20 protein-coding genes are annotated in these 19,953 nt (G+C 67.2%); 8 read left to right on the top strand and 12 right to left on the bottom strand.

The features are described 5' to 3' along the window. Position 1: 1 nt before the first annotated feature. The 3 genes from ASC92_RS01840 to ASC92_RS01830 are packed head-to-tail and all read right to left on the bottom strand — an operon-like array spanning position 2 to position 3,587. Positions 2-964, bottom strand: coding sequence for a DMT family transporter (locus ASC92_RS01840; RefSeq protein WP_056509757.1), 963 nt, complete (start codon positions 962-964; stop codon positions 2-4). Between the two features lie 21 nt (positions 965-985). Then, a complete protein-coding gene (locus ASC92_RS01835) occupies positions 986-2,599 on the bottom strand; it encodes a gamma-glutamyltransferase family protein (RefSeq protein WP_056509754.1) in 1,614 nt (537 codons plus the stop codon). A 16-nt stretch (positions 2,600-2,615) separates the two neighbouring features. Further along, on the bottom strand, positions 2,616-3,587 hold the full coding sequence (locus ASC92_RS01830) for a Bug family tripartite tricarboxylate transporter substrate binding protein (RefSeq protein ID WP_056509752.1): 972 nt from the start codon (positions 3,585-3,587) through the stop codon (positions 2,616-2,618). A gap of 95 nt (positions 3,588-3,682) precedes the next feature. Between ASC92_RS01830 and ASC92_RS01825 the strand changes: the two genes are divergently transcribed. Then, the gene (locus tag ASC92_RS01825; RefSeq protein ID WP_056509750.1) at positions 3,683-4,609 is read left to right on the top strand and encodes a LysR family transcriptional regulator; all 927 of its coding nucleotides are present in this window, start codon (positions 3,683-3,685) and stop codon (positions 4,607-4,609) included. A gap of 143 nt (positions 4,610-4,752) precedes the next feature. On the opposite strand, the gene ASC92_RS01820 is transcribed toward ASC92_RS01825, so the two are convergent. The 7 genes from ASC92_RS01820 to ASC92_RS01790 form a co-directional block, all read right to left on the bottom strand. Next, the gene (locus ASC92_RS01820) at positions 4,753-6,180 is read right to left on the bottom strand and encodes a tripartite tricarboxylate transporter permease (protein ID WP_056509747.1); all 1,428 of its coding nucleotides are present in this window, start codon (positions 6,178-6,180) and stop codon (positions 4,753-4,755) included. 19 nt (positions 6,181-6,199) lie between these two features. Then, positions 6,200-6,688, bottom strand: coding sequence for a tripartite tricarboxylate transporter TctB family protein (locus ASC92_RS01815; RefSeq protein ID WP_056509744.1), 489 nt, complete (start codon positions 6,686-6,688; stop codon positions 6,200-6,202). A 134-nt stretch (positions 6,689-6,822) separates the two neighbouring features. Beyond that, complete coding sequence (locus tag ASC92_RS01810) at positions 6,823-8,619, bottom strand: GspE/PulE family protein (RefSeq protein ID WP_056509742.1); 1,797 nt, start codon at positions 8,617-8,619, stop codon at positions 6,823-6,825. Then, the gene (locus ASC92_RS01805; RefSeq protein ID WP_056509741.1) at positions 8,616-9,401 is read right to left on the bottom strand and encodes a hypothetical protein; all 786 of its coding nucleotides are present in this window, start codon (positions 9,399-9,401) and stop codon (positions 8,616-8,618) included. The genes ASC92_RS01810 and ASC92_RS01805 overlap by 4 nt, the downstream gene beginning before the upstream one ends. Then, complete coding sequence (locus ASC92_RS01800; RefSeq protein ID WP_056509739.1) at positions 9,401-9,928, bottom strand: DNA-deoxyinosine glycosylase; 528 nt, start codon at positions 9,926-9,928, stop codon at positions 9,401-9,403. Before ASC92_RS01800 ends, ASC92_RS01805 begins: the two co-directional genes overlap by 1 nt. Positions 9,929-10,021: 93 nt before the next feature. Then, positions 10,022-10,438: a hypothetical protein gene (locus ASC92_RS01795; RefSeq protein ID WP_056509737.1), complete on the bottom strand. Its 417-nt coding sequence runs from the start codon at positions 10,436-10,438 to the stop codon at positions 10,022-10,024. 129 nt (positions 10,439-10,567) lie between these two features. After that, a complete protein-coding gene (locus ASC92_RS01790; protein ID WP_056509736.1) occupies positions 10,568-11,428 on the bottom strand; it encodes a TatD family hydrolase in 861 nt (286 codons plus the stop codon). A gap of 87 nt (positions 11,429-11,515) precedes the next feature. Here ASC92_RS01790 and ASC92_RS01785 point away from each other — a divergent pair, with 87 nt between their 5' ends. From ASC92_RS01785 to ASC92_RS01770, 4 genes are read left to right on the top strand one after another with little or no spacing between them, the layout of a single operon-like run. Further along, entirely contained in the window at positions 11,516-12,526 is a 1,011-nt protein-coding gene (locus tag ASC92_RS01785; RefSeq protein WP_056509734.1) for a S1C family serine protease, read from the top strand. 25 nt (positions 12,527-12,551) lie between these two features. Continuing rightward, positions 12,552-13,565: an AAA family ATPase gene (locus ASC92_RS01780; RefSeq protein ID WP_056509732.1), complete on the top strand. Its 1,014-nt coding sequence runs from the start codon at positions 12,552-12,554 to the stop codon at positions 13,563-13,565. Continuing rightward, a complete protein-coding gene (locus tag ASC92_RS01775; protein ID WP_056509731.1) occupies positions 13,546-14,535 on the top strand; it encodes a DUF58 domain-containing protein in 990 nt (329 codons plus the stop codon). The genes ASC92_RS01780 and ASC92_RS01775 overlap by 20 nt, the downstream gene beginning before the upstream one ends. Then, the gene (locus ASC92_RS01770) at positions 14,532-15,569 is read left to right on the top strand and encodes a VWA domain-containing protein (protein ID WP_056509730.1); all 1,038 of its coding nucleotides are present in this window, start codon (positions 14,532-14,534) and stop codon (positions 15,567-15,569) included. The genes ASC92_RS01775 and ASC92_RS01770 overlap by 4 nt, the downstream gene beginning before the upstream one ends. On the opposite strand, the gene ASC92_RS01765 is transcribed toward ASC92_RS01770, so the two are convergent. After that, positions 15,553-16,194 carry a TetR/AcrR family transcriptional regulator gene (locus ASC92_RS01765; protein ID WP_056509728.1) on the bottom strand — a complete coding sequence of 214 codons (642 nt, stop codon included), beginning with the start codon at positions 16,192-16,194 and terminating at the stop codon, positions 15,553-15,555. The two genes, ASC92_RS01770 and ASC92_RS01765, sit on opposite strands and share 17 nt — an antisense overlap. 65 nt (positions 16,195-16,259) lie before the next feature. Next, positions 16,260-16,862 (bottom strand): phenylacetic acid degradation protein PaaY, encoded by a 603-nt coding sequence (locus tag ASC92_RS01760; protein ID WP_056509726.1) that lies wholly within the window; start codon positions 16,860-16,862, stop codon positions 16,260-16,262. Between the two features lie 152 nt (positions 16,863-17,014). On the opposite strand from ASC92_RS01760, the gene ASC92_RS01755 reads away from it, so the two are divergent. The 3 genes from ASC92_RS01755 (at position 17,015) to paaK (ending at position 19,917) form a co-directional block, all read left to right on the top strand. After that, positions 17,015-17,818 carry an enoyl-CoA hydratase-related protein gene (locus tag ASC92_RS01755; RefSeq protein ID WP_056509724.1) on the top strand — a complete coding sequence of 268 codons (804 nt, stop codon included), beginning with the start codon at positions 17,015-17,017 and terminating at the stop codon, positions 17,816-17,818. A gap of 331 nt (positions 17,819-18,149) precedes the next feature. After that, a complete protein-coding gene (paaI, locus tag ASC92_RS01750; RefSeq protein ID WP_056509722.1) occupies positions 18,150-18,593 on the top strand; it encodes a hydroxyphenylacetyl-CoA thioesterase PaaI in 444 nt (147 codons plus the stop codon). Positions 18,594-18,606: 13 nt separating this feature from the next. After that, positions 18,607-19,917: a phenylacetate--CoA ligase PaaK gene (paaK, locus tag ASC92_RS01745; protein WP_056509720.1), complete on the top strand. Its 1,311-nt coding sequence runs from the start codon at positions 18,607-18,609 to the stop codon at positions 19,915-19,917. Positions 19,918-19,953 lie beyond the last annotated feature (36 nt).

The following is a 19,953-nucleotide window of genomic DNA, read 5'->3' as shown; positions in this document are numbered from 1 at the left end:
CCTATCGTGCAGGGACTTCGCGCCCCTTGCGTGTGAAAACGAAGATGCCCGCGATGACGAGCACGGTGCCGGCCGCGATCCACGCAGTGAACGGCTCGCCGAGTATGACCACCCCCATGAGGATGGTCGACAGCGGCCCGATCATGCCGGTTTGCGCGGCCACCGCAGGGCCGATGCGCTCGATGGCCATCATCACCATGAGGACGGGCACCGCCGTGCACAGCGTGGCATTGAGCACCGACAGCCAGATCACCTCGGGCGCCACCTGCATCGCCGCGCTCATCGGCCGCGTCAGCACGAACTGCAGGATGCACAGCAGGCAAGCCACGGTGGTCGCCAGGCCCACGAGCCTGAGCGACCCGAGGCGCTTGACGAACTCGCCGCTGTAGACCAGATAGCCCGCATAGCTCACCGCGCTCAGGAAGACCAGGAATGCGCCCCAGGCCGCCGCACCGCCGCCCTTGCCGCCACCGCCGGTCCAGAGTTCGTGGCCGAACACCAGCAGCACGCCGGCATAGCTCACGAGCATGCCCAGCACCTGCGGGCGCGTCGGATGGCGCCGGTACAGCAGCCAGCCGAAGAACAGCACCAGCGTGGGATTGAGATACAGGATCAGCCGCTCGAAGCCGGCCGAGATGTAGGCCAGCCCGGCAAAGTCGAGAAAGCTCGCGAGGTAGTAGCCCGAGAAGCCGAGCCCGATCACGCCGATCCAGTCGCGGCCGGTGAGCGCCGGCTTGCCGCGCCCCGCCCACCATGCCATGAGCGCGAACAGCGGCAGCGCGAACAGCATGCGCAGCATGATGAGCGTCACGGCGTCCACGCCGTAGCGGTACGCGAGCTTGACGATGATGGCCTTGCCGCTGAATGCGATGGCGCCCAGTGTGGCGAGGATCAGGCCGGACGCAACGCCCTTCCTTGCGCCCGGGTGCGGGGGAATGCCGAGCGATGCGGCTGTCTTGTTCATTCCCCGATCATCCCTTGATCCTCAGTAGCCTGCAGCGAGGCCGTCGCGGCGCGGGTCGCTCGCGGCCACGTAGCCTTCCACGGACGGCTCGCCCGCGCGCCAGATGAACTGGCCGGCGCCGAAGTCCTGGTACGAATCGTCGATCACGTCGAGATGGTGGCCGAGCTCGCGCAGGCCCTGCACCGTGCCCGGGTTCATCGCGGCCTCGACATTGATCTCGAGCCCCGTGTTGAAGCGCCAGCGCGGCGCATCGCACGCGGCCTGCGGGTTCTGCCCGTAGTCGAGCATGCGCACCAGCGTCTGCATGTGGCCCTGCGGCTGCATGTTGCCGCCCATCACGCCGAAGCTCATCACCGGCTGGCCGTCCTTGGTGAGGAAGGCCGGAATGATGGTGTGGAACGGTCGCTTGCCCGGCGCTACGACGTTCGGGCTCTCGGCCTTCAGGCTGAAGCCATGGCCGCGGTTCTGCAGGCTGATGCCGAACTCGGGCTCCACGCAACCCGAGCCGAAGCCCATGTAGTTGCTCTGGATGAAGCTCACCATCATGCCGTTCTCGTCGGCGGCCGTGAGGTAGATGGTGCCGCCCTTGACGGGATTGCCGGCCTTGAAGTCCTGTGCCTTTTTCACGTCGATGAGTCTCGCACGCGATGCGAGGTAGGCGTCATCGAGCATTTGCGCGGGTGTCACCGTCATCGACGATGGCTCCGACACGTAGCGGTACACGTCGGCGAAGGCGAGCTTCATCGCCTCGATCTGCAGGTGCTGCGAAGCCACCGAGTCGACCGGCAGCGAAGCAATGTCGAACTTCTCGAGGATGCCGAGTGCGATCAGCGCCGCGATGCCCTGCCCGTTGGGCGGAATCTCGTGCAGCGTGTGGCCGCGGTAGTCGCGCGAGATCGGCGTGACCCACTCGGGCTGGTAGGCCGCCATATCGGCCACGGTGAGCGCACCGCCCTGCTCCTTCGAGAACTTCGCGAGCGCCTCGGCGATCTCGCCGTTGTAGTAGGCCTCGCCCTTGGTGCGGGCGATGGCCTTCAGCGCCCGCGCGGCGGCCGTGAAGCGGAACAGCTCGCCGATCTCGGGCGCACGGCCCCAGGGCAGGAAGGTCTGCGCAAAGCCCGGCTGCGAACCCAGCAGCGGCGTGGCCGCGGCCCACTTGCCCTGCACCACCGGTGGCACGAGGTAGCCGCGCTCGGCGATGTCGATGGCCGGCGCCAGCAGGTCGGCGAATGGCAGCTTGCCGAAGCGATCGCTCATCGCGACCCAGCCGCGCACCGCGCCCGGCACCGTGACCGAGTCGATGCCGCGCATCGGCGGCGTCGTGGCGTCGGCGCCGTACTTGGCCTTGAAGTATTCGGGCGTCCAGGCCTTGGGCGCGGGGCCCGAGGCGTTCAGGCCATGCAGTTCCTTGCCGTCCCACAGGATGCAGAAGGCGTCGCTGCCGAGGCCGTTGCTCACCGGCTCGACCAGCGTCATCACGGCCGCGGTGGCAATGGCCGCATCGACCGCGTTGCCGCCCTGCTGCAGGATGCGCAGGCCGGCCTGCGAGGCCAGCGGGTGCGAGGTCGACACCACATTGCGCGCGAAGATCGGGATGCGGGTCGAGAGGTAGGGGTTGCTGAAGTCGAAGTTCATTTGCGAGTGCTCTTCTTTATTCGTTGGTGATCTTGCGGTCGACGACGATCTTCTTCCACTTTGCGGCGTCGGTGGCCACCATCTTCGCGAACTGCTCAGGCGTGTCCGGCGTCGCAGGCTCGATGCCCAGGCGCGCGAGCTTTTCCTTCACCTCGGGATCGGCCAGCGCCTCATTGGCCGCCTTGTTGATCTTCGCGACGATGTCCGCAGGCAGGTTCTTCGGGCCGTAGAAGCCGAACCACGTGTTCGATTCATAGCCCGGCAGCGTATCGGCAATGGGTGGCAGATCGGGCGCCAGCGGGCTGCGCTTGAGCGAGGTGACGCCCAGCGCGCGCAGGCGACCGTCGCGCACGTGCGGCATGCCGGTGGGCAGCGAATCGAACAGCACGTCGACCTTGCCGCTGATCAGGTCGGGAATGGCCAGCGCCGTGCCCTTGTAGGGAATGTGCGTGACGAACACGCCGGCCTGCGCCTTGAACAACTCCGCCGTGAGCTGCACGATGGTGCCGGGGCCGCTCGATGCGTAGTTGAGCTTGCCGGGATTCTTCTTCGCGTAGTCGATCCACTCGCGCACCGTCTTCGCGGGCGAATTGACCGGCACCAGCATGATGCTGGCGGCATCGCCCACATGTGCGATCGGCGTGAAGTCGCGCACCGTGTCGTAGGGCAGCTTGCTGACTGCCGGGCCGATCGAATGCGTGCTGGTGGTGGCCAGCAGGATCGTGTAGCCGTCGGGCGCGGCCTTGGCGGCCTGGTCGGAACCGATGGCGCCGCCGGCGCCGGGCTTGTTGTCGACCACCAGCGTGGTGCCGAGCTTGTCGCCCATCTTCTGCCCCAGCGTGCGCGCGAAGAGATCGGTGGCGCCGGCTGCCGGGAACGGCACGATCAGGCGGATCGGCTTGTTCGGGTAGCCCTGGGCCAGGCTGGCGGACGAGACGGCCATGCCGAGCGCAACGGCGAGTACCTGGAAGAACTGGAGGCGTTTCATGTGCGGGATCTGTGCCTGTGTACGAGAAGTGGATGCTATGCAGCAGCGCCACATCAAGCCAGATAATTTTGCTTATTCAACTATGAACACTGCTTATGACAAGAAGCACCGCGGAAGAGATCTCGCTCCAGCAGCTGCGGGCGCTGGCGGCGGTGGCCGAGACGGGGAGCTTCACGCTCGCGGCCGAGGCGCTGCAGCTCACGCAGCCGGCCATCAGCCACCTGATCAAGCGGCTGGAAGAAGAGCTGGCGCAGCCGCTGGTGGTGCGCGGGCGCCGCATCCGCATGACCAACGCGGGCCAGATGATGGTCGATACGGCCGTGCGGGCGCTGCGGCTGATCGATGAGTCCGTCGGCGCCTGCCGCTCGCAGTCGCAGCTGCGCGAAGGCCGCATCGTGCTCGCGGTGGGCCACCTCACGGCCGGCGCCCTGCTGCCGCCGCTGCTCGGGCGCTTTTCGCAGAAGCACCCGACGCTCGCGACCACGCTGCTCGACAGCACGGCCGAGCAGATGATCTCGCGCATCCTTTCGCAGGAGGCAGACCTGGGCTTCGGCTCGGACATCGGCCAGAAGCATTCGGAGCTGGCGACCGAGCCGCTGTTCTCGGAGCGCATGGCGCTCTTCGTGCGGGACGACCATCCGCTCGCACAACACGCCACGGTCGAGGCCCGGCACCTGGAAGCGCTGCCCTTCATCCACGTGAACCCCGACGCCAACGTGTGGCGCGCCGTGAGCCGCCAGCTCGCGAGCATGGCCAACGTGTACCCGCGTGTGGTGCATCACGTGTCGATGCTGTCGACGGCGTTCGGACTCATCCAGTCGGGTGCGGGGGTGGCGCTGCTGCCGCGCTACGTGGAGGTGCTGATGCCGGGCAACCTGCGCGCCGTGGGCGTGACGCGGCCCACGCTGGAGTACCCGGTGGTCGCCGTGCGGTTGGCCAAGCATCCGCTGAGCCCGGCCGCGATGGCGTTCCTGGCGATGGCGCGGCAGCACATGAAGCCGGCGCGTGCGGGCAAGTCGTAGCTTGCGATTTGCTTTGGGGTGCGATCACGCCGACGGGGGACATTCGCGGAGGGGAGTACCCGGCGGCCTGGGCACAGATCCCGGACCGCAACGAAAAACGGCGCCCCAAAGAGCGCCGCCTTGAAGAGAGCGAAAAGCCGCGATCAGTCCTCGACGAATGCTTCTTCGCGCTTCGCCTTGATCGCCGGCAGCAGCACGATGATCAGCAGCAGTGCAGCCGCAGCCAGCAGGCCCGCCGAGATCGGGCGCGTGACGAACACGCTCCAATCGCCACGCGACAGCAGCAGCGAGCGGCGCAGGTTCTCTTCCATCATCGGTCCGAGGATGAAGCCCAGCAGCAACGGCGCAGGCTCGCAACCCAGCTTGAAGAAGGTGTAGCCCACGAAGCCGAACGCCCCCACCATCCAGATGTCCCAGGTGTTGTTGTTGGTCGAGTACACGCCGATTGCGCAGAACAGCACGATCGCCGGGAACAGGAACTTGTAGGGCACCGACAGCAGCTTGATCCACATGCCGATCAGCGGCAGGTTCAGGGGCTGGATGTTGTGGATCGTCATCGCACCCACCATCAGCGCCATCACCGCGTTGGGCGGAATGCCCAGCGTCAGCAGCGGGATGAAGGAGGTTTGCGCGCCGGCGTTGTTGGCGGCCTCGGGGGCTGCCACGCCGCGGATGTTGCCCTTGCCGAAGGGCACTTCGCCCGGATGCAGCTTGGTCTTCTTCTCGATGGTATAGGCCGCGAAGGCCGACAGCAGTGCGCCGCCGCCGGGCAGGATGCCCAGGGAGGAGCCGAGCGCGGTGCCGCGCAGCACCGCGGGGATCATGCGCTTGAAGTCCTCCTTGGTCGGGAACAGGCCAGAGACCTTGGCAGTGAACACTTCGCGCTCGTCGTCGGGGCGCGAGAGGTTGGCGATGATTTCGCCGTAGCCGAACACGCCCATGGCGATAGCCACGAAGCCGATGCCGTCGGTGAGCTCGGGAACATCGAAGCTGTAGCGCGCCACGCCGGAGTTCACGTCGGTGCCCACAAGGCCCAGCAGCAGGCCCAGCACGATCATCGCGATGGCCTTGAGCAGCGAGCCCGAAGCCAGCACCACGGCGCCGATCAGGCCCAGGATCATCAGCGAGAAGTATTCGGCCGGACCGAACTTGAAGGCCAGCTCGGTCAGCGGCGGGGCAAAGGCAGCCAGGATCAGCGTACCCACGCAGCCCGCGAAGAACGAACCCAGTCCCGCCGCGGCGAGTGCCGGACCTGCACGGCCCTTGCGCGCCATCTGGTAGCCGTCGATCACGGTCACCACCGACGAGGATTCGCCCGGCAGGTTCACCAGGATGGCCGTGGTCGAGCCGCCGTACTGGGCGCCGTAGTAGATGCCGGCCAGCATGATCAGCGCCGACACGGGCGGCAGCGCGTATGTGGCGGGCAGCAGCATTGCGATGGTCGCGACCGGGCCAATGCCGGGGAGCACGCCGATCAGCGTGCCCAGGATGCAGCCGACCAGGCAGTACAGCAGGTTGGTGAAGGTAAAGGCAACGCCAAAACCCATCGAGAGGTGTTCAAACAATTCCATGATTTGAGTGGCTTTCTTCTCAACCGGTGATGAAGGTCGGCCAGACCTGGATCTGGAGCTTGAGCGCCCAGATGAAGGCGACATAGCTGCCAACGGCCAGCACGGTGGCCAGGATCAGCACGCTGGGCAGCTTGAACTCTTGGCCCGCGAGACTCGAGATGATCACCAGCGCGTAGATGGCGATGATCATGCCCATGGCCGGAATGCCCATGCTCGGCAGGCCGCCGAGCAGGATGCCGAATGCGAGGTTGGCGCCCAGGATGAACACCACCTGCTTCCAGGCCCATTTGCCGATCTTTTCGCCGTCGGTGGTTTCAACGGTGAGCCCGCTGAACATGATCCCGAGGCCGATGAGGGCCATCAGGATGCCGAGCATCAACGGGAAATAACCCGGGCCCATTCGGGCACCCGAGCCCACGGTGTAGGTGGTGGCGCCCCATGCGAACGCCACACCCACCACCGTGAACATCAGACCCGAGAAAAAGTCTTTCTGACTCTTGATCTTCACGAACAGTCTCCTCGAACAATTTCGATGCGGAATTGTCGAGTCAGCTTCCGGTCAGCCTGATGTGGATTCCACTAACCGAACGGCTAGGGATAACCCGAAAGGCCTCACGAGGGAGCGAAGCCTTTGGGCAGAACTTATTCCAGCGGTGGGGTGGCGCTCAGCACTTCCTCGATGGTTGTTACGCCCTCGGCCACGCGCAGCGCGCCGGCCAGCCGCAGCGGCCGCATGCCGTCGATCACGGCCTGCCGGCGCAGCCCGGCGAGGTTGGGCTCCTTGGTCACGTTGCCCTTGAACGCCTCGCTGATGCTCAGCAGTTCGTAGAGGCCCATGCGCCCCATGTACCCGGTCATGCGGCAATCGACGCAGCCCACCGGCTTGTACGCGCGCACCGAACCCGTGATCTGCCACGGCTTGACGATGGTCTCGAGCTTCTCGCGCGTGACTGTGTCGTCGGGCTGCTTGCAGTTGGGGCACAGCGTGCGCACCAGCCGCTGCGCGAGCACGCCCAGCATCACCGCGTTGATGAGGTACGAAGGCACGCCCAGCTCCATCAGCCGCGTGATGGCGCTCGGCGCATCGTTGGTGTGCAGCGTGCTGAACACGAGGTGGCCGGTGAGCGCGGCCTGCACCGCCATCTCGGCAGTGGCGAGGTCGCGGATTTCGCCGACCATGATGATGTCCGGGTCCTGCCGCATCAGCGCGCGCAGGCCCTCGGTGAAGCCGAAATCGAGCTGCGGCTGCACCTGCGTCTGGTTGAACGACGGCTCGATCATTTCGATCGGGTCTTCCACCGTGCTCACGTTGACCTCTTCGGTCGCCACGCGCTTCAACGTCGAATACAACGTGGTGGTCTTGCCCGAGCCCGTCGGCCCGGTCACCAGGATGATGCCGTTGGGCCGCGTCACCAGCTGCTCCCAGCGCTGCGCGTCGTGCTGCGCGAAGCCCAGCGCGTCGAGGTCCTTCACCGCGGTGTCAGGGTCGAAGATCCGCATCACCATCTTCTCGCCGAAGGCGGTGGGCAGCGTCGACAGGCGCATTTCGACTTCGTCACCGCGCATGTTGCGGGTCTTGATGCGGCCGTCGAGCGGGCGGCGCTTTTCCACCACGTCCATGCGGCCCAGCAGCTTGATGCGCGCGACCATCGCGTTCATCACGCCCATCGGCATCTGGTAGGCCGGATGCAGGATGCCGTCGATGCGAAAGCGGATCACGCCCTGCTCGCGGCGCGGCTCCAGGTGGATGTCGCTCGCACGCTGGTCGAAGGCGTACTGCCAGAGCCAGTCGACCACCTGCACCACGCTCTGGTCGTTGGCGTCGAGCTGCTTGTTGCTCTTGCCGAGCTCCACCAGCTGCTCGAAGCTCGCGCCGCCGGTGTTGCCGCCAGCCTTCTGCGCGGCGCGCACCGACTTCGCGAGCGCGAAGAACTCGGCCGTGTAGCGCTGGATGTCGGCCGGGTTGGCGACCACGCGGCGCACCGCGCGGCGCGACTGTCTCTCAACCTCGGCGATCCAGTCGGTGAGAAAGGGCTCGGCCGTGGCCACCACCACCTCGTTGGGCAGCACCTGCACCGGCAGCACCTTGTGGCGCTCGGCATACGCAGCGCTCATGGTGTCGGCCACCTTGCCCACGTCGACCTTGAGCGGATCGATGCGCAGGTACGTGAGCCCGGCGCGGCTCGCGAGCCACTGAGTGAGCATTTCGAGATCGAGCGGCTTGCCGTCGCCCTCGCGCGCCATGGCCACGTTGGCGAGCCGCACCAGCGGGGCCTGCCGGCTTTCGGCCTGGGCGCAGCGCGCGATGGTGCGCTTGGCTTCCATGGGCGAGATCACGCCGTCGGTGGCGAGCCATTCGATCAGGCGGCGCAGGTCGAGCGGGCCTTCGTGGCGGGCAGCCAGGGGGGCGGGGGCAGAAACAGCGGGAACAACGCTCATGAGCCGGCAGGTCGGGTAAGTGAAATATTCAGGGGCTTGAACACCCGCAGCCATTTCGGCGCGGGCAGGCTCCAGCGAGTCTGGATCGTTTGGGCGCGCTCGGCAAGCGCCTCGCGCTTCGGGCGGCTCGGCGTGCGCTGCGCGAGCACCACCGTGTTGCCTTCGCGCGTCGGCCTGAAGGCCCAGACGGCATCGGCACCGAAAGCGCCTGCGATCTTTTCGAGGCTGCGCTCGTAGCTTGACGAGCGACCGAAGAGGTTGACCGTCATGCAGCCGTCCTCGGTGAGCAGCGCGCGGCAGTCCGCATAGAAGTCTTCGCTGTCGAGCACGGGTGCGGCGGCCTCGTGGTCGTACAGGTCGACCTGCAGCGCATCGACCGTGCCGTGCCATTCGGGCTTGCGGATCTCGGCGGCCGCGTCGGCAATCACCACGCGCAGCTTCGGGTCGTCCGGCGGCAGCTTGAACCAGCCGCGGCAGGCCGACACCACCTGCGGATTGAGCTCGATCGCGGTGGTGCGCATGCGCAGGATCTTGCGGCTGAACTTGGTGAGCGTTGCCGCGCCCAGGCCGAGCTGCATCGCATGGCGGCTGGCCACGGTCTTGCTGTCGGCGAACAGCAGCCAGGCCATCATGCGCTGCACGTATTCGAGTTCGATCTCGAACGGCGCGTCGAGCTTCATCGAGCCCTGGACCCATTCGGTGCCCAGGTGCAGATAGCGGATGTCGCCCCAGTCGGAAAAATTGACTTCGGGAAGAACGGCGGGAGTTTTGCTGGATGCCATCAGACGAGTTGGTGGGCGGCGAAGACCTCGCGCCAGGCCGCGAGCTTGCGCTCGAAGCTCCACGACGCGTTGGCGGGACTGGTGGAAGGCAGCGGGTAGACCGGCACGCCGAGGGTGCGCGTGTGCCGTGCGTGCTTGAAGCTCTCGCCGCCGTTGTGCGCGATGGCCGCGAGCTTTGGCAGGTGCAGCCCGGCGATGTCGTTCGCCACGGGCGCACGGATGGCCGAATCGAGGCTGCCCTCGCGCTCGCAGGCGCCGTACACGTCCCACACTCCCAGGCCGCGGTCGAGCAGCCACCGGCAGCGCTGCGCGTAGCTGTCTATGCCCGACGGCAAGGGGACTTCGGGCCAGACGGCTTGCAAGATCTTCCAGAACTGGTTTTGGGGGTGTGCATAGTACTGCTGCCGTTCGAGCGACTTCACCCCGGGGAAGCTGCCGAGGATGAGCACGACGGTGGCCGGCGACACGATGGGCGCGAGCCCCGTGAGCAGCGGGCTGGCAGCGCCGGATGCGGTCAATGGGTTCATGGACGGCATCGTGCCACCGCCCCGCATGCGTTTCCGCGGCCCATGAAAAAACCCGCCGAAGCGGGTTCTGTCGCGAGGCCGAAGCAGGCTTGCTTACTTCTTTGCGGCTTCGTTCTCGGCCGTGCCGGGGATCTTCTCACCGATGGCCTTGCCGGTGCTGCGCATGCCGTCGGCCGTCTTGTGGCCGGCGTTCTCGACGGCTTCGCCGGTCTTGGTGGCTGCCTTCTTGGTGGCGTTGGTGGCCTTCTTGGTCGTGCGCTTGGTGGCGCTCCAGGCCTTCTTGGTGCCGCTCTCGGTGGCGGCGACGGCCTTCTTGGTCGTGCGCTTGGTGGCGTCGACGGCTTCCTTGCCGGTCTCCTTCACCTTCTCGGTGGTGGTGGGCTCGGCCGGAACCACGGCGGGGGCCGGTGCGGCTGCAGGCGCGGTGGTCTGTGCCACGGCCGATACGCCGATAGAGGCGAGCGCCAACGCGAGGACGACGGGCATGGTGCGAATGAAAGGCGTGGTCATGTAAAGCTCCTTGTTGGATGAAGTTTTGAGTGACTGGCTTGCCACTGAACCAGCAACGAACTGGTGCCGCCCGAGGATGACAGCGAATCCGCGGCATCTGCCCGCATGCAGGCAGGTCGGGGCATTGGCCTACGCGGAATGCGGCGGACGCGCCGACATGGTCATGAGATTTTCGAGACGCGGCAGCGCTTCGAGCGCATTCCGGGTGGTGGCCGCGGCCAGTTCGTCGATGCCGATGCCCCGCAGGCCGGCCACCACTTCTGCGATGCGCGGCAGCTCGGCCGGCTCGTTACGGCCCTGCGGCTCGCCGGCATCGCGCTGGGCCTGCGTGCGGTACAGCCAATGCGGCTGGATGTCGGGGGCATCGGTTTCCATCACGATCGATCCGAGCGGCAAAGTGGCGGCCAGGCGCCGTAGCTGCAGCGCGCGTTCGAAGGTCACCGCGCCGCCGAAGCCGAGCTTCAACCCGAGCTCGATGCACGCATGCGCCTGCTGCTCACTGCCGTTGAAGGCATGCGCAATGCCCTGCCATGGCTTGCCGCCTGCCGTCTGCCGCAGGTGCTTGAGCACCTTGTCGACCGAGCGCCGCACATGGATCAGCACGGGTAACCCGTACCTGCGTGCCAGTTGCAACTGAGTGTGAAAAAACCGCTCCTGCTTCTCGCCGTCGAGCCCCTCGACGAAGTAGTCGAGCCCGACCTCGCCGACCGCCACCAGCCGCGGGTCGCCGCGCCGCGCGGCCAACTCGGCATCGAGGGTTTCGAGGTCTTCGTCCTTCGCCTCGCCGGTGCAAAGCGGGTGAATGCCCAGCGCGTAGGCATCGCCCTGCGCATGGGCCAGTTCTCGCACGGCGGCGAAGTTGAAGGCGGCCACCGCCGGGATCACGCACATCGCCACGCCCCGCGCGGCGGCGCGGGCGCGCAGGACGGGCATCTCGGCACCGAATTCGGGGGCATCCAGGTGGCAGTGGGTATCGACGAAGGTAGCCATCGCGCGATGATGCCCGATGGGATGCGCAGGCGTGGAAAGCGTGCTACCGTGAACTCCTTCACGCGATTTTTTGCCGGAGGTGCTTCGATGCGCAGGCCAGGTGTCTACAGCCATTCGCCCCGCACGCTGCCACCGGCCGCAGACGAGGCGGCCGAATGGGCAGGGGCGGCAGCCTCGCCCGATACGGCCGGCGCTGACCCTGCCCTGCAAGCCTCCCCCGCAAAGAAGACCGGTTGGCAACCCGGCCGCCGCAGTTTCGCGCTGCTCATCGTGCTGTCGGCCGCGCTGGCCACCGGCGCCGCGTTGTGGGCGCCGCGCCCGGGCGCCAAGGCCCTCACGCAAAAGGACATCGACGCGGCCGTGCTGCGCACGCTGCAGACCAACACCCTGCCCTCGCCGGCCGCCAAGGCCGCCGACATCATCCGGCCTTCGGTGGTGCGGGTGGTGAGCTACGGCGAGGAAAAGCACACGCCCGAAGCCAAGACCCAGAAGCGCGGACGCAACATCGCCAAGGGCAAGCCGCCCGAGGCCCCGAATGACGGCGAGGCACCCGGCGAGGTCGAGCGCGGCGTGGGCACGGGCGTGGTGATCGTCGACAAGGGCGTGATCCTCACCAATCTGCACGTGGTCGCGGGCGCCGACAAGATCAAGGTCACTTTCTACGACGGGCTGGAAGCCGTGGCCACCATCACCGGCGTGCAGCCCGAGAACGACCTTGCCGTGCTGCAGGCGCAGAAGATTCCCGACGACCTGATCCCCGCCACCATGCGCTCGACCGCCGACCTGCGGTCCGGCGACCAGGTGGCGGCCGTTGGCTTTCCGTTCGGCATCGGGCCTTCCGTGTCGGCCGGCGTGGTGTCTGGCCTGAAGCGCTCGTTCCGCTCGCCCGAGGGCAAGCAGGAGCTGGGCAACCTGATCCAGTTCGACGCGGCGGCCAACCCCGGCAATTCGGGCGGGCCGCTGATCAACATGGACGGCGAGGTGCTCGGCATCGTCACCGCCATCCTCAACCCGACGCAGCAGCGCACCTTCATCGGCATCGGCTTCGCGGTGCCCATCGAGAACGCCGCCTCCGCCGCGGGTTCGCCGCCGTTCTGACAATTCTTTTTCGAAGGTCCTTCGCATGAGCTCAGAAACCGTCAATTCCACGCCCGCCGGCACCGCCGAACTGATGGAGCAGATCCTCTACGAGGTGAAGCGCGTGGTCGTGGGCCAGGACCGCTTTCTCGAGCGCGTGATGGTCGGCATGCTCGCGGGCGGGCACCTGCTGGTCGAGGGCGTGCCCGGCCTTGCGAAGACGCTCACCGTCAAGACGCTGGCCGACATCGTGCGCGGCCAGTTCAAGCGCATCCAGTTCACGCCCGACCTCGTGCCCGCCGACCTCGTGGGCACGCGCATCTACAACCAGAAGACGGGCGAGTTCAGCACCTCGCTGGGGCCGGTGTTCGCCAACCTGCTGCTGGCCGACGAAATCAACCGCGCGCCGGCCAAGGTGCAGAGCGCGCTGCTCGAAGTGATGCAGGAGCGCCAGGTGACCATCTCCGGCGAGACGCACAAGGTGCCGCGCCCCTTCCTCGTGATGGCCACGCAGAACCCCATCGAGACCGAAGGCACCTATCCGCTGCCAGAGGCGCAGGTCGATCGCTTCATGATGAAGGTGCTGGTCGACTACCCGAGCGACGAGGAAGAATTCGTCATCGTCCAGCGCGTGATCGGCCCGCCCGTCAACGCCACGCCGGCCGCCACCACGGAGCAGCTCGCAGCGCTGCAGGCCGAGGCGCGGCGCGTGTATGTCGACCCTTCGCTGATCCAGTACGCCGTGAAGCTGGTGTCGGCCACGCGCACGCCCGAGAAGCATGGCCTGAAGGACTTGCGCCGCTTCATCACCTTCGGTGCCAGCCCGCGCGCCAGCATCAGCCTGACCGAGGGCGCACGCGCCCTGGCGCTGCTGCGCGGCCGCAGCTATGCGCTGCCCGAAGACATGACGGCGCTGGTGCCCGACGTGCTGCGCCACCGCGTGACGCTTTCCTACGAAGGCCTGTCCGAAGGCCTGACGCCGGACAGCTTGGTCGAGAAGATCATGCGCGCGGTCCCCGCTCCTCCAAAGCCTCTCGAACATGAAAAGCTGGTGGCGTAAGGCCCCTGCGGCCGCGAACGACGAACGGCTCGCCAGCGAAGCCGGTGGGGCCGAACGCGCGCTGCGCCGGCTCGAATGGACCGTGATTCGCCGCCTCGACGGCCTGCTGCAGGGCGACTACCGCACGCTGATGCGCGGCACCGGCCTCGACCTGGCCGACCTGCGCGAGTACCAGCATCACGACGACGTGCGCCACATCGACTGGAACGTCACCGCACGGCTGCAGACGCCGCATGTGCGCGTGTTCACCGAAGACCGCGAGATGGCTGCGTGGTTCGTGCTCGACCTGAGCCGCTCGGTCGATTTCGGCTCGGGCCTGAAGGCCAAGCGCGAGGTCTCGGCGGGCTTCGTCGGCGTGCTGGCGCGGCTGCTCACGCGACACGGCAACCGGGTGGGCGCGCTGGTCTACGGCAGCGACCTCGAAGCGGTGATTCCGCCGCGCACCGGACGGCGCCACGTGCTGCAACTGCTGCACGCGATGGAGAAGCGCGCCGAAAAGGCCGAGGCCGTGCCTACGCAGAAAGGCATGACGCGCCTGGCCGACCTGCTCAAGTCGGCCGCCACGCTGATGCCGCGCCGCTCCACCGTGTTCGTGGTGTCCGACTTCCTCAGCGAGCCCGGCTGGGAGCGCCCGCTGGGCCAGCTGGTGCAGCGCCACGAGGTGATCGCGGTGCGCCTGTTCGACCCGCTCGAGCTCGAGCTGCCCGACCTCGGCCTGGTGCCGCTGCGCGACGCCGAGACCGGCGAGCAGTTGTGGGTCGACACCCACGACGCGGGCTTTCGCAAGCGCTTCGCGCGCCTGGCGTCGGAGCGTGAGACTGCACTGCGCGAAGCATTGGCCAAGGCCGGCGTCGACGCGCTCGAACTCTCGACCAATGACGACCTGGTGGAAGCCATCGTTCGTTTCGCCGATCTGCGCAAGCGCCGCGCGCGCATCGGCCCGGCAGGCATGAAGGCGGTGGCAGCATGACTTTTCTCTGGCCTCAATTCCTATGGCTGCTGGCGGCCCTGCCGCTGCTGATATTGCTCTATCTCTGGCTGCTGCGCCGCAAGAAGAAGCTGGCGGTGCGCTATGCAAGCCTGTCGATCGTGCGCGAGGCCATGGGCGCGGGGCAGAGCATGCGGCGGCACCTGCCGCCCGCGCTGTTCCTGCTGGCCATGGCCGCGATGCTGGTGGCCGCGGCGCGGCCGATGGCGGTGGTGGTGCTGCCGTCGAACCAGCAGACCATCATTTTGGCGATGGATGTGTCGGGCAGCATGCGCGCGGCCGACGTGCAGCCCAACCGGCTCGTGGCAGCGCAGGAGGCTGCCAAGAGCTTCATCAAGGACCTGCCGCGCAGCGTGAAGGTGGGCATCGTCGCCTTCGCGGGCAGCGCACAGGTGGCGCAGCTGCCCACCACCAACCACGAGGACCTGGTGGCCGCCATCGACAGCTTCCAGCTGCAGCGCGCCACCGCCACGGGCAACGCCATCGTGGTGTCGCTGGCCACGTTGTTCCCCGACGCGGGCATCGACGTCGAGCAGTTCAGCGCACCCAGCCGCCAGCGCGGAGTGGCCATCGACCAGAACGAGAAGAAGCTCAAGGAATTCACGCCCGTGGCGCCGGGCTCTTTCACCTCGGCCGCGATCATCATGCTGACCGACGGGCAGCGCACCACCGGCGTCGACCCGCTTGACGCGGCCAAGGCGGCGGCCGACCGCGGCGTGCGCATCTACACGGTGGGCGTGGGCACGGTCGATGGCGAGACCATCGGCTTCGAAGGCTGGTCGATGCGCGTACGGCTCGACGAGGAGACGCTCAAGGCCATCGCCAACAAGACGAACGCCGAGTACTTCTACGCCGGCACGGCGAACGACCTGAAGAAGGTCTACGAGACACTGAGCTCCAAGCTCACCGTGGAGAAGAAGGAAACCGAAATCTCGGCGCTGTTCGCGATGGGCGCCGCGGTGCTCACGCTGCTGTCTGCGGGGCTGTCGCTGCTCTGGTTCAACCGGATTCTCTAGGCCCGTGCGGCACGGCCGCCGGCGCATCGGGCGACTTGACCGCACCGATGCCTCCCAGGAACAGGTCGGCCACGATCGGCGCGATGGCCGCGTGGTCGAGCCGGCCATCCGGTTTCATCCAGGTGAACATCCAGTTGATCATGCCGAAGAGCAGCATGGTCAGCGGCTTGGCGAGGTCGTCGCTCGGCGCGCCGGGGCGCAGCGCCGACACGGCGCGCGCAAAGCCCGCGACCACCTCGCGCTCCTTGTCGAGCACGCGCTCGCGGTCAGCCTCTTCGAGAAAGCGCACATCGTCGGTCAGCACGCGGTGCGCGTCCTGCGCGCCGGCGTATTCCTCGACGATGCGGTAGATGAAGCGGCGCAGGCGCTGTTCATCGGTGTGCGTCGACGCCTCTTCCTCGGCCACCAGCGCCGCCAGCTTGGAGACGTGTGTCTCGGCGATGCTGATCAGCAGGCTGCTCTTGTCCTTGTAGTAGTGGTAGAGCGTCGCCTTCGAGAGGCCGCAGGCCTCGGCCACCTGGTTCATCGAGGTGGCCGGATAGCCGCTGCGTGCGAACAGCTGGGCGGCCTGCGCGAGGATCAGTTCACGCTGGTCGTCGTAGGTGGCGGATCTTCCACGCGGCATCGGTTCTTGTTCCTGGGTTGGACTGTTGAAGGCAACGGGCGATCTTGCACGAAGCGCGAGCCGGATCAGCCCCGCTTCGTGGCGATGAGCGAACGTACCTCGGTGGCCGGCAGGCGCGGGCGGCGCGGCTCCACCTGCGCGAGCGGTGCCACTTCATGCAGGCTCGCGAGGCTGCGCACCGTGAGCGCCTGGTAGGTCTGCGTGCCCTCGAGCTTCCAGGCGATCTCGTCCTCGCTCAATTCGCGCTTCACCTTCGCCGGAATGCCCGCGACCAGCGAGCGCGCCGGCACCTTCATGCCGGCCGGCACGAAGGCGCAGGCCGCGACGATGGCCTTCTCGCCGATCTCGGCCTCGTCCATCACCACCGCGTTCATGCCCACCAGCGCGTCGCGCCGCACGATGCAACTGTGCAGGATCGCGCCGTGGCCGATGTGGCCATTGGCCTCGATCACCGTGTCGTTGTCGGGAAAGCCGTGCACGCAGCAGTGGTCCTGCACGTTCGAACCCTCCTCCAGCACGATGCGGCCGAAGTCGCCGCGCAGGCTGGCGCAGGGGCCCACATAGCAGTTCGGGCCGACGATCACGTCGCCGATCAGCACCGCCGTGGGGTGCACGTACGCGCTCGGGTCGACGACGGGAATCACGCCGTCGATGGAATAGCTGGGCATGGGGTCGGTCTCCTTTTTTCCGTGACTCAGGGTTTGCCCTGAACCAACCCCGCTTGTGCCGGGATGGAGCTCGATCCTAAAATCAACCGAACGGTCGGTCAATAGTGTTTGCACACCGATCCACCCCCCACAGAGGATGAAAGAGACACGCCATGCCTGAGCCTTTGGTACTCACCGGCAACGCCGGCACCGTCCGCACGTTGAGCCTCAACCGCCCTGCGGCGCTCAACAGCTTCACGACCGAACTGCATGCGGAGTTGATGGCGGCGCTGGAAGCCGCGGCGCAAGACGAGAGCGTGCGCTGCGTGGTGCTCACGGGCGCCGGCCGCGCCTTCTGCGCCGGCCAGGACCTCGCCGACCCCTCGGTCGCGCCCGACCCGACACCGGGCGCCGCGCCCAAGGACCTGGGCCACGTCATCTCCACTTACTACGCCCCGCTCGTCGCGCGCCTGCGCTCGATGCCGGTGCCGGTGGTCGCCGCGGTGAACGGCGTTGCGGCCGGAGCGGGCGCCAACCTCGCGCTGTGCTGCGACCTCGTGGTGGCCGGCCGCTCGGCCAGCTTCATCCAGGCCTTCACCAAGATCGGCCTCGTGCCCGACACCGGCGGCACCTGGCTGCTGCCGCGCCTCGTGGGTTCGGCCCGCGCGCTCGGCATCGCGATGCTGGGCGACAAGCTGCCCGCCGAAGAGGCTGCGCGCATCGGCCTGATCTGGCAATGCGTGGACGACGCGGCGCTGGCCGAAACCACGGCGGCCCTCGCATCGAAGCTGGCGGCCATGCCGACCCGCGCCCTTGTCGCCACGCGCCAGGCCATGGCCGCGGCACAAGACATGGACCTCGCCACGGCACTCGCCGAAGAAGCCCGCATCCAACGCAACATGGGCAATGCAAACGACTACCGCGAAGGCGTCGAAGCCTTCCGTGCGAAGCGTGCGCCTGTGTTCAAGGACCGCTGATGAAGCCTTGCTTCTCGATCTTTCGCGTTGTGTGTGGAACGGGTGCTTCGGGGCTCGCTCACGCCGACGGGGTACCTTGCTCCGCGAATGTCCCCCGCTTCGCTCCTCCTTTATTTCGCTGCGCAAGGCACCCCATCGGCGTGAGCGTTTTCAGAGCACTGGTTGATCGGCCGCACACCAGCAGCGTGCCCAGTGCACAGGACACCGGGTGCTCCCCGCAGCGAAATAAAGGAGGAGCGAAGCGGGGGACATTCGCGGAGGGGAGCACCCGGTGGCCTGTGCACGCCCCCCGAACCAAAACACCCGGCTTCGAGCCTGCGAAAAAACCAAGATGACCGCCCCCACCCGCACTCCTCAACAAACGGCCGAGTATGTCCGCGACGGCATGCTTGCGAACGACAACGCCACCCGGGGCCTCGGCATGCGCATCGTCGAGGTCGGCCCCGGCCAAGCCACCATAGAGATGAAGGTGCGCCCCGATATGCTCAACGGCCACGCGACCTGCCACGGCGGCTTCATGGCCGTGCTGGCCGACTCCACCTTCGCCTTTGCCTGCAACTCATACAACGAGCTGACCGTGGCCTCGGGCTTCTCGATCGACTTCATCGCACCGGCGCGCGAGGACGACCTGCTCACCGCGCGCTGCCACGAAGTGTCGAAGGCCGGCCGCACCGGCGTGTACGACACCGAAATCACCAACCAGCGCGGCGAGCGCATCGCGATGTTCCGCGGCCGCTCCTACACCGCCAAGGGCCGCCCCGCCGTTGCTGCCTGAGGAGACAAGACACATGACAGTCAAACGCCCCGCCCCCGGCGATCTCGAGCCGATCGAAACCGCGAGCCGCGACGAAATCACCGCGCTGCAGATCCAGCGCCTGCGCGCCACGCTGCAGCGCGCCTACGACAACGTGCCGCACTACCGCAAGGCCTTCGACGCCAAGGGCGTGCACCCGGACGACCTGAAGTCGCTCGGCGACCTGTCGAAGTTTCCGTTCACGGTGAAGAGCGACCTGCGCGACAACTACCCCTTCGGCATGTTCGCCGTGCCGCGCGAAAAGATCGCGCGCATCCACGCCTCGTCGGGCACCACCGGCAAGCCGACCGTGGTCGGCTACACGCTGAAGGACATCGACACCTGGGCCGACCTCGTCGCCCGCTCCATCCGCGCCGCGGGCGGCCGGCCCGGCGACATGGTGCACGTGTCGTACGGCTACGGCCTCTTCACCGGCGGCCTCGGCGCGCACTACGGCGCCGAGCGCGCGGGCTGCACCGTCATCCCGATGTCGGGCGGCCAGACCGAGAAGCAGGTGCAGCTGATCCAGGACTTCAGGCCCGACATCATCATGGTCACGCCCAGCTACATGCAGGTGATCATCGAGCAGTTCGAACGCCAGGGCCTGGACGCGAAAGACAGCTCGCTCAAGGTCGGCATCTTCGGCGCCGAGCCGTGGACTGAAGCCATGCGCCGCGACATCGAGGCCAAGGCCGGCATCGACGCGGTCGACATCTACGGCCTCTCGGAAGTGATGGGCCCCGGCGTGGCCAGCGAATGCGTCGAGAGCAAGGACGGCCCCGTCATCTGGGAAGACCACTTCTACCCCGAGATCATCGACCCCGAGTCCGGCGAGCTGAAGGCCGATGGCGAGGAAGGCGAACTCGTCTTCACCTCGCTGAGCAAGGAGGCCATGCCCATCGTGCGCTACCGCACGCGCGACCTCACGCGACTGCTGGCACCCACCTCGCGTTCGTTCCGCCGCATGGGCAAGATCGTCGGGCGCAGCGACGACATGATGATCATCCGCGGTGTCAACGTCTTCCCCACGCAGGTGGAAGAGATCGTGCTCGCACACAGCGCCCTGACCGGCCTCTACCAGGTGCGCGTGAGCCGCGAGGGCCTGCTCGACCAGGTCGAGGTGCACTGCGAACTGACGCCCCACGAGGCTGCTGCGGCCGACCGCAGCGCCATCTCCGACTGGGTGCAGCACCGCGTGAAGACGCTGATCGGCATCTCCGCCCGTGTGGTCGTGCACGGCCCCGACGAGATGGAGCGCACGCAGACCGGCAAGGCCCGCCGCGTGATCGACACGCGCCCGCGCTGAAGCCATTCCACATCCATTCACCGAAAGGACACGCAC

Source organism: Variovorax sp. Root411 (genome assembly GCF_001425205.1).
In the GTDB taxonomy this organism is placed as follows: Bacteria; Pseudomonadota; Gammaproteobacteria; order Burkholderiales; family Burkholderiaceae_C; genus Variovorax.
Note: the sequence above shows the minus strand (reverse complement) of the source record. Positions and strands in the feature narration are given on the sequence as shown.

Excerpts from the sequence above, each read along its gene's own strand:
- ASC92_RS01830 (WP_056509752.1), bottom strand. The coding sequence starts at position 3,587 with ATGAAACGCCTCCAGTTCTTCCAGGTACTCGCCGTTGCGCTCGGCATG.
- ASC92_RS01820 (WP_056509747.1), bottom strand. The coding sequence starts at position 6,180 with ATGGAATTGTTTGAACACCTCTCGATGGGTTTTGGCGTTGCCTTTACC.
- ASC92_RS01765 (WP_056509728.1), bottom strand. The coding sequence starts at position 16,194 with ATGCCGCGTGGAAGATCCGCCACCTACGACGACCAGCGTGAACTGATC.
- ASC92_RS01760 (WP_056509726.1), bottom strand. The coding sequence starts at position 16,862 with ATGCCCAGCTATTCCATCGACGGCGTGATTCCCGTCGTCGACCCGAGC.
- ASC92_RS01805 (WP_056509741.1), bottom strand. The coding sequence starts at position 9,401 with ATGGCATCCAGCAAAACTCCCGCCGTTCTTCCCGAAGTCAATTTTTCC.
- ASC92_RS01770 (WP_056509730.1), top strand. The coding sequence starts at position 14,532 with ATGACTTTTCTCTGGCCTCAATTCCTATGGCTGCTGGCGGCCCTGCCG.
- ASC92_RS01840 (WP_056509757.1), bottom strand. The coding sequence starts at position 964 with ATGAACAAGACAGCCGCATCGCTCGGCATTCCCCCGCACCCGGGCGCA.
- ASC92_RS01780 (WP_056509732.1), top strand. The coding sequence starts at position 12,552 with ATGAGCTCAGAAACCGTCAATTCCACGCCCGCCGGCACCGCCGAACTG.
- ASC92_RS01790 (WP_056509736.1), bottom strand. The coding sequence starts at position 11,428 with ATGGCTACCTTCGTCGATACCCACTGCCACCTGGATGCCCCCGAATTC.
- ASC92_RS01835 (WP_056509754.1), bottom strand. The coding sequence starts at position 2,599 with ATGAACTTCGACTTCAGCAACCCCTACCTCTCGACCCGCATCCCGATC.
- ASC92_RS01825 (WP_056509750.1), top strand. The coding sequence starts at position 3,683 with ATGACAAGAAGCACCGCGGAAGAGATCTCGCTCCAGCAGCTGCGGGCG.
- ASC92_RS01800 (WP_056509739.1), bottom strand. The coding sequence starts at position 9,928 with ATGAACCCATTGACCGCATCCGGCGCTGCCAGCCCGCTGCTCACGGGG.
- ASC92_RS01785 (WP_056509734.1), top strand. The coding sequence starts at position 11,516 with ATGCGCAGGCCAGGTGTCTACAGCCATTCGCCCCGCACGCTGCCACCG.
- ASC92_RS01795 (WP_056509737.1), bottom strand. The coding sequence starts at position 10,438 with ATGACCACGCCTTTCATTCGCACCATGCCCGTCGTCCTCGCGTTGGCG.
- ASC92_RS01810 (WP_056509742.1), bottom strand. The coding sequence starts at position 8,619 with ATGAGCGTTGTTCCCGCTGTTTCTGCCCCCGCCCCCCTGGCTGCCCGC.
- paaK (WP_056509720.1), top strand. The coding sequence starts at position 18,607 with ATGACAGTCAAACGCCCCGCCCCCGGCGATCTCGAGCCGATCGAAACC.
- paaI (WP_056509722.1), top strand. The coding sequence starts at position 18,150 with ATGACCGCCCCCACCCGCACTCCTCAACAAACGGCCGAGTATGTCCGC.
- ASC92_RS01775 (WP_056509731.1), top strand. The coding sequence starts at position 13,546 with ATGAAAAGCTGGTGGCGTAAGGCCCCTGCGGCCGCGAACGACGAACGG.
- ASC92_RS01755 (WP_056509724.1), top strand. The coding sequence starts at position 17,015 with ATGCCTGAGCCTTTGGTACTCACCGGCAACGCCGGCACCGTCCGCACG.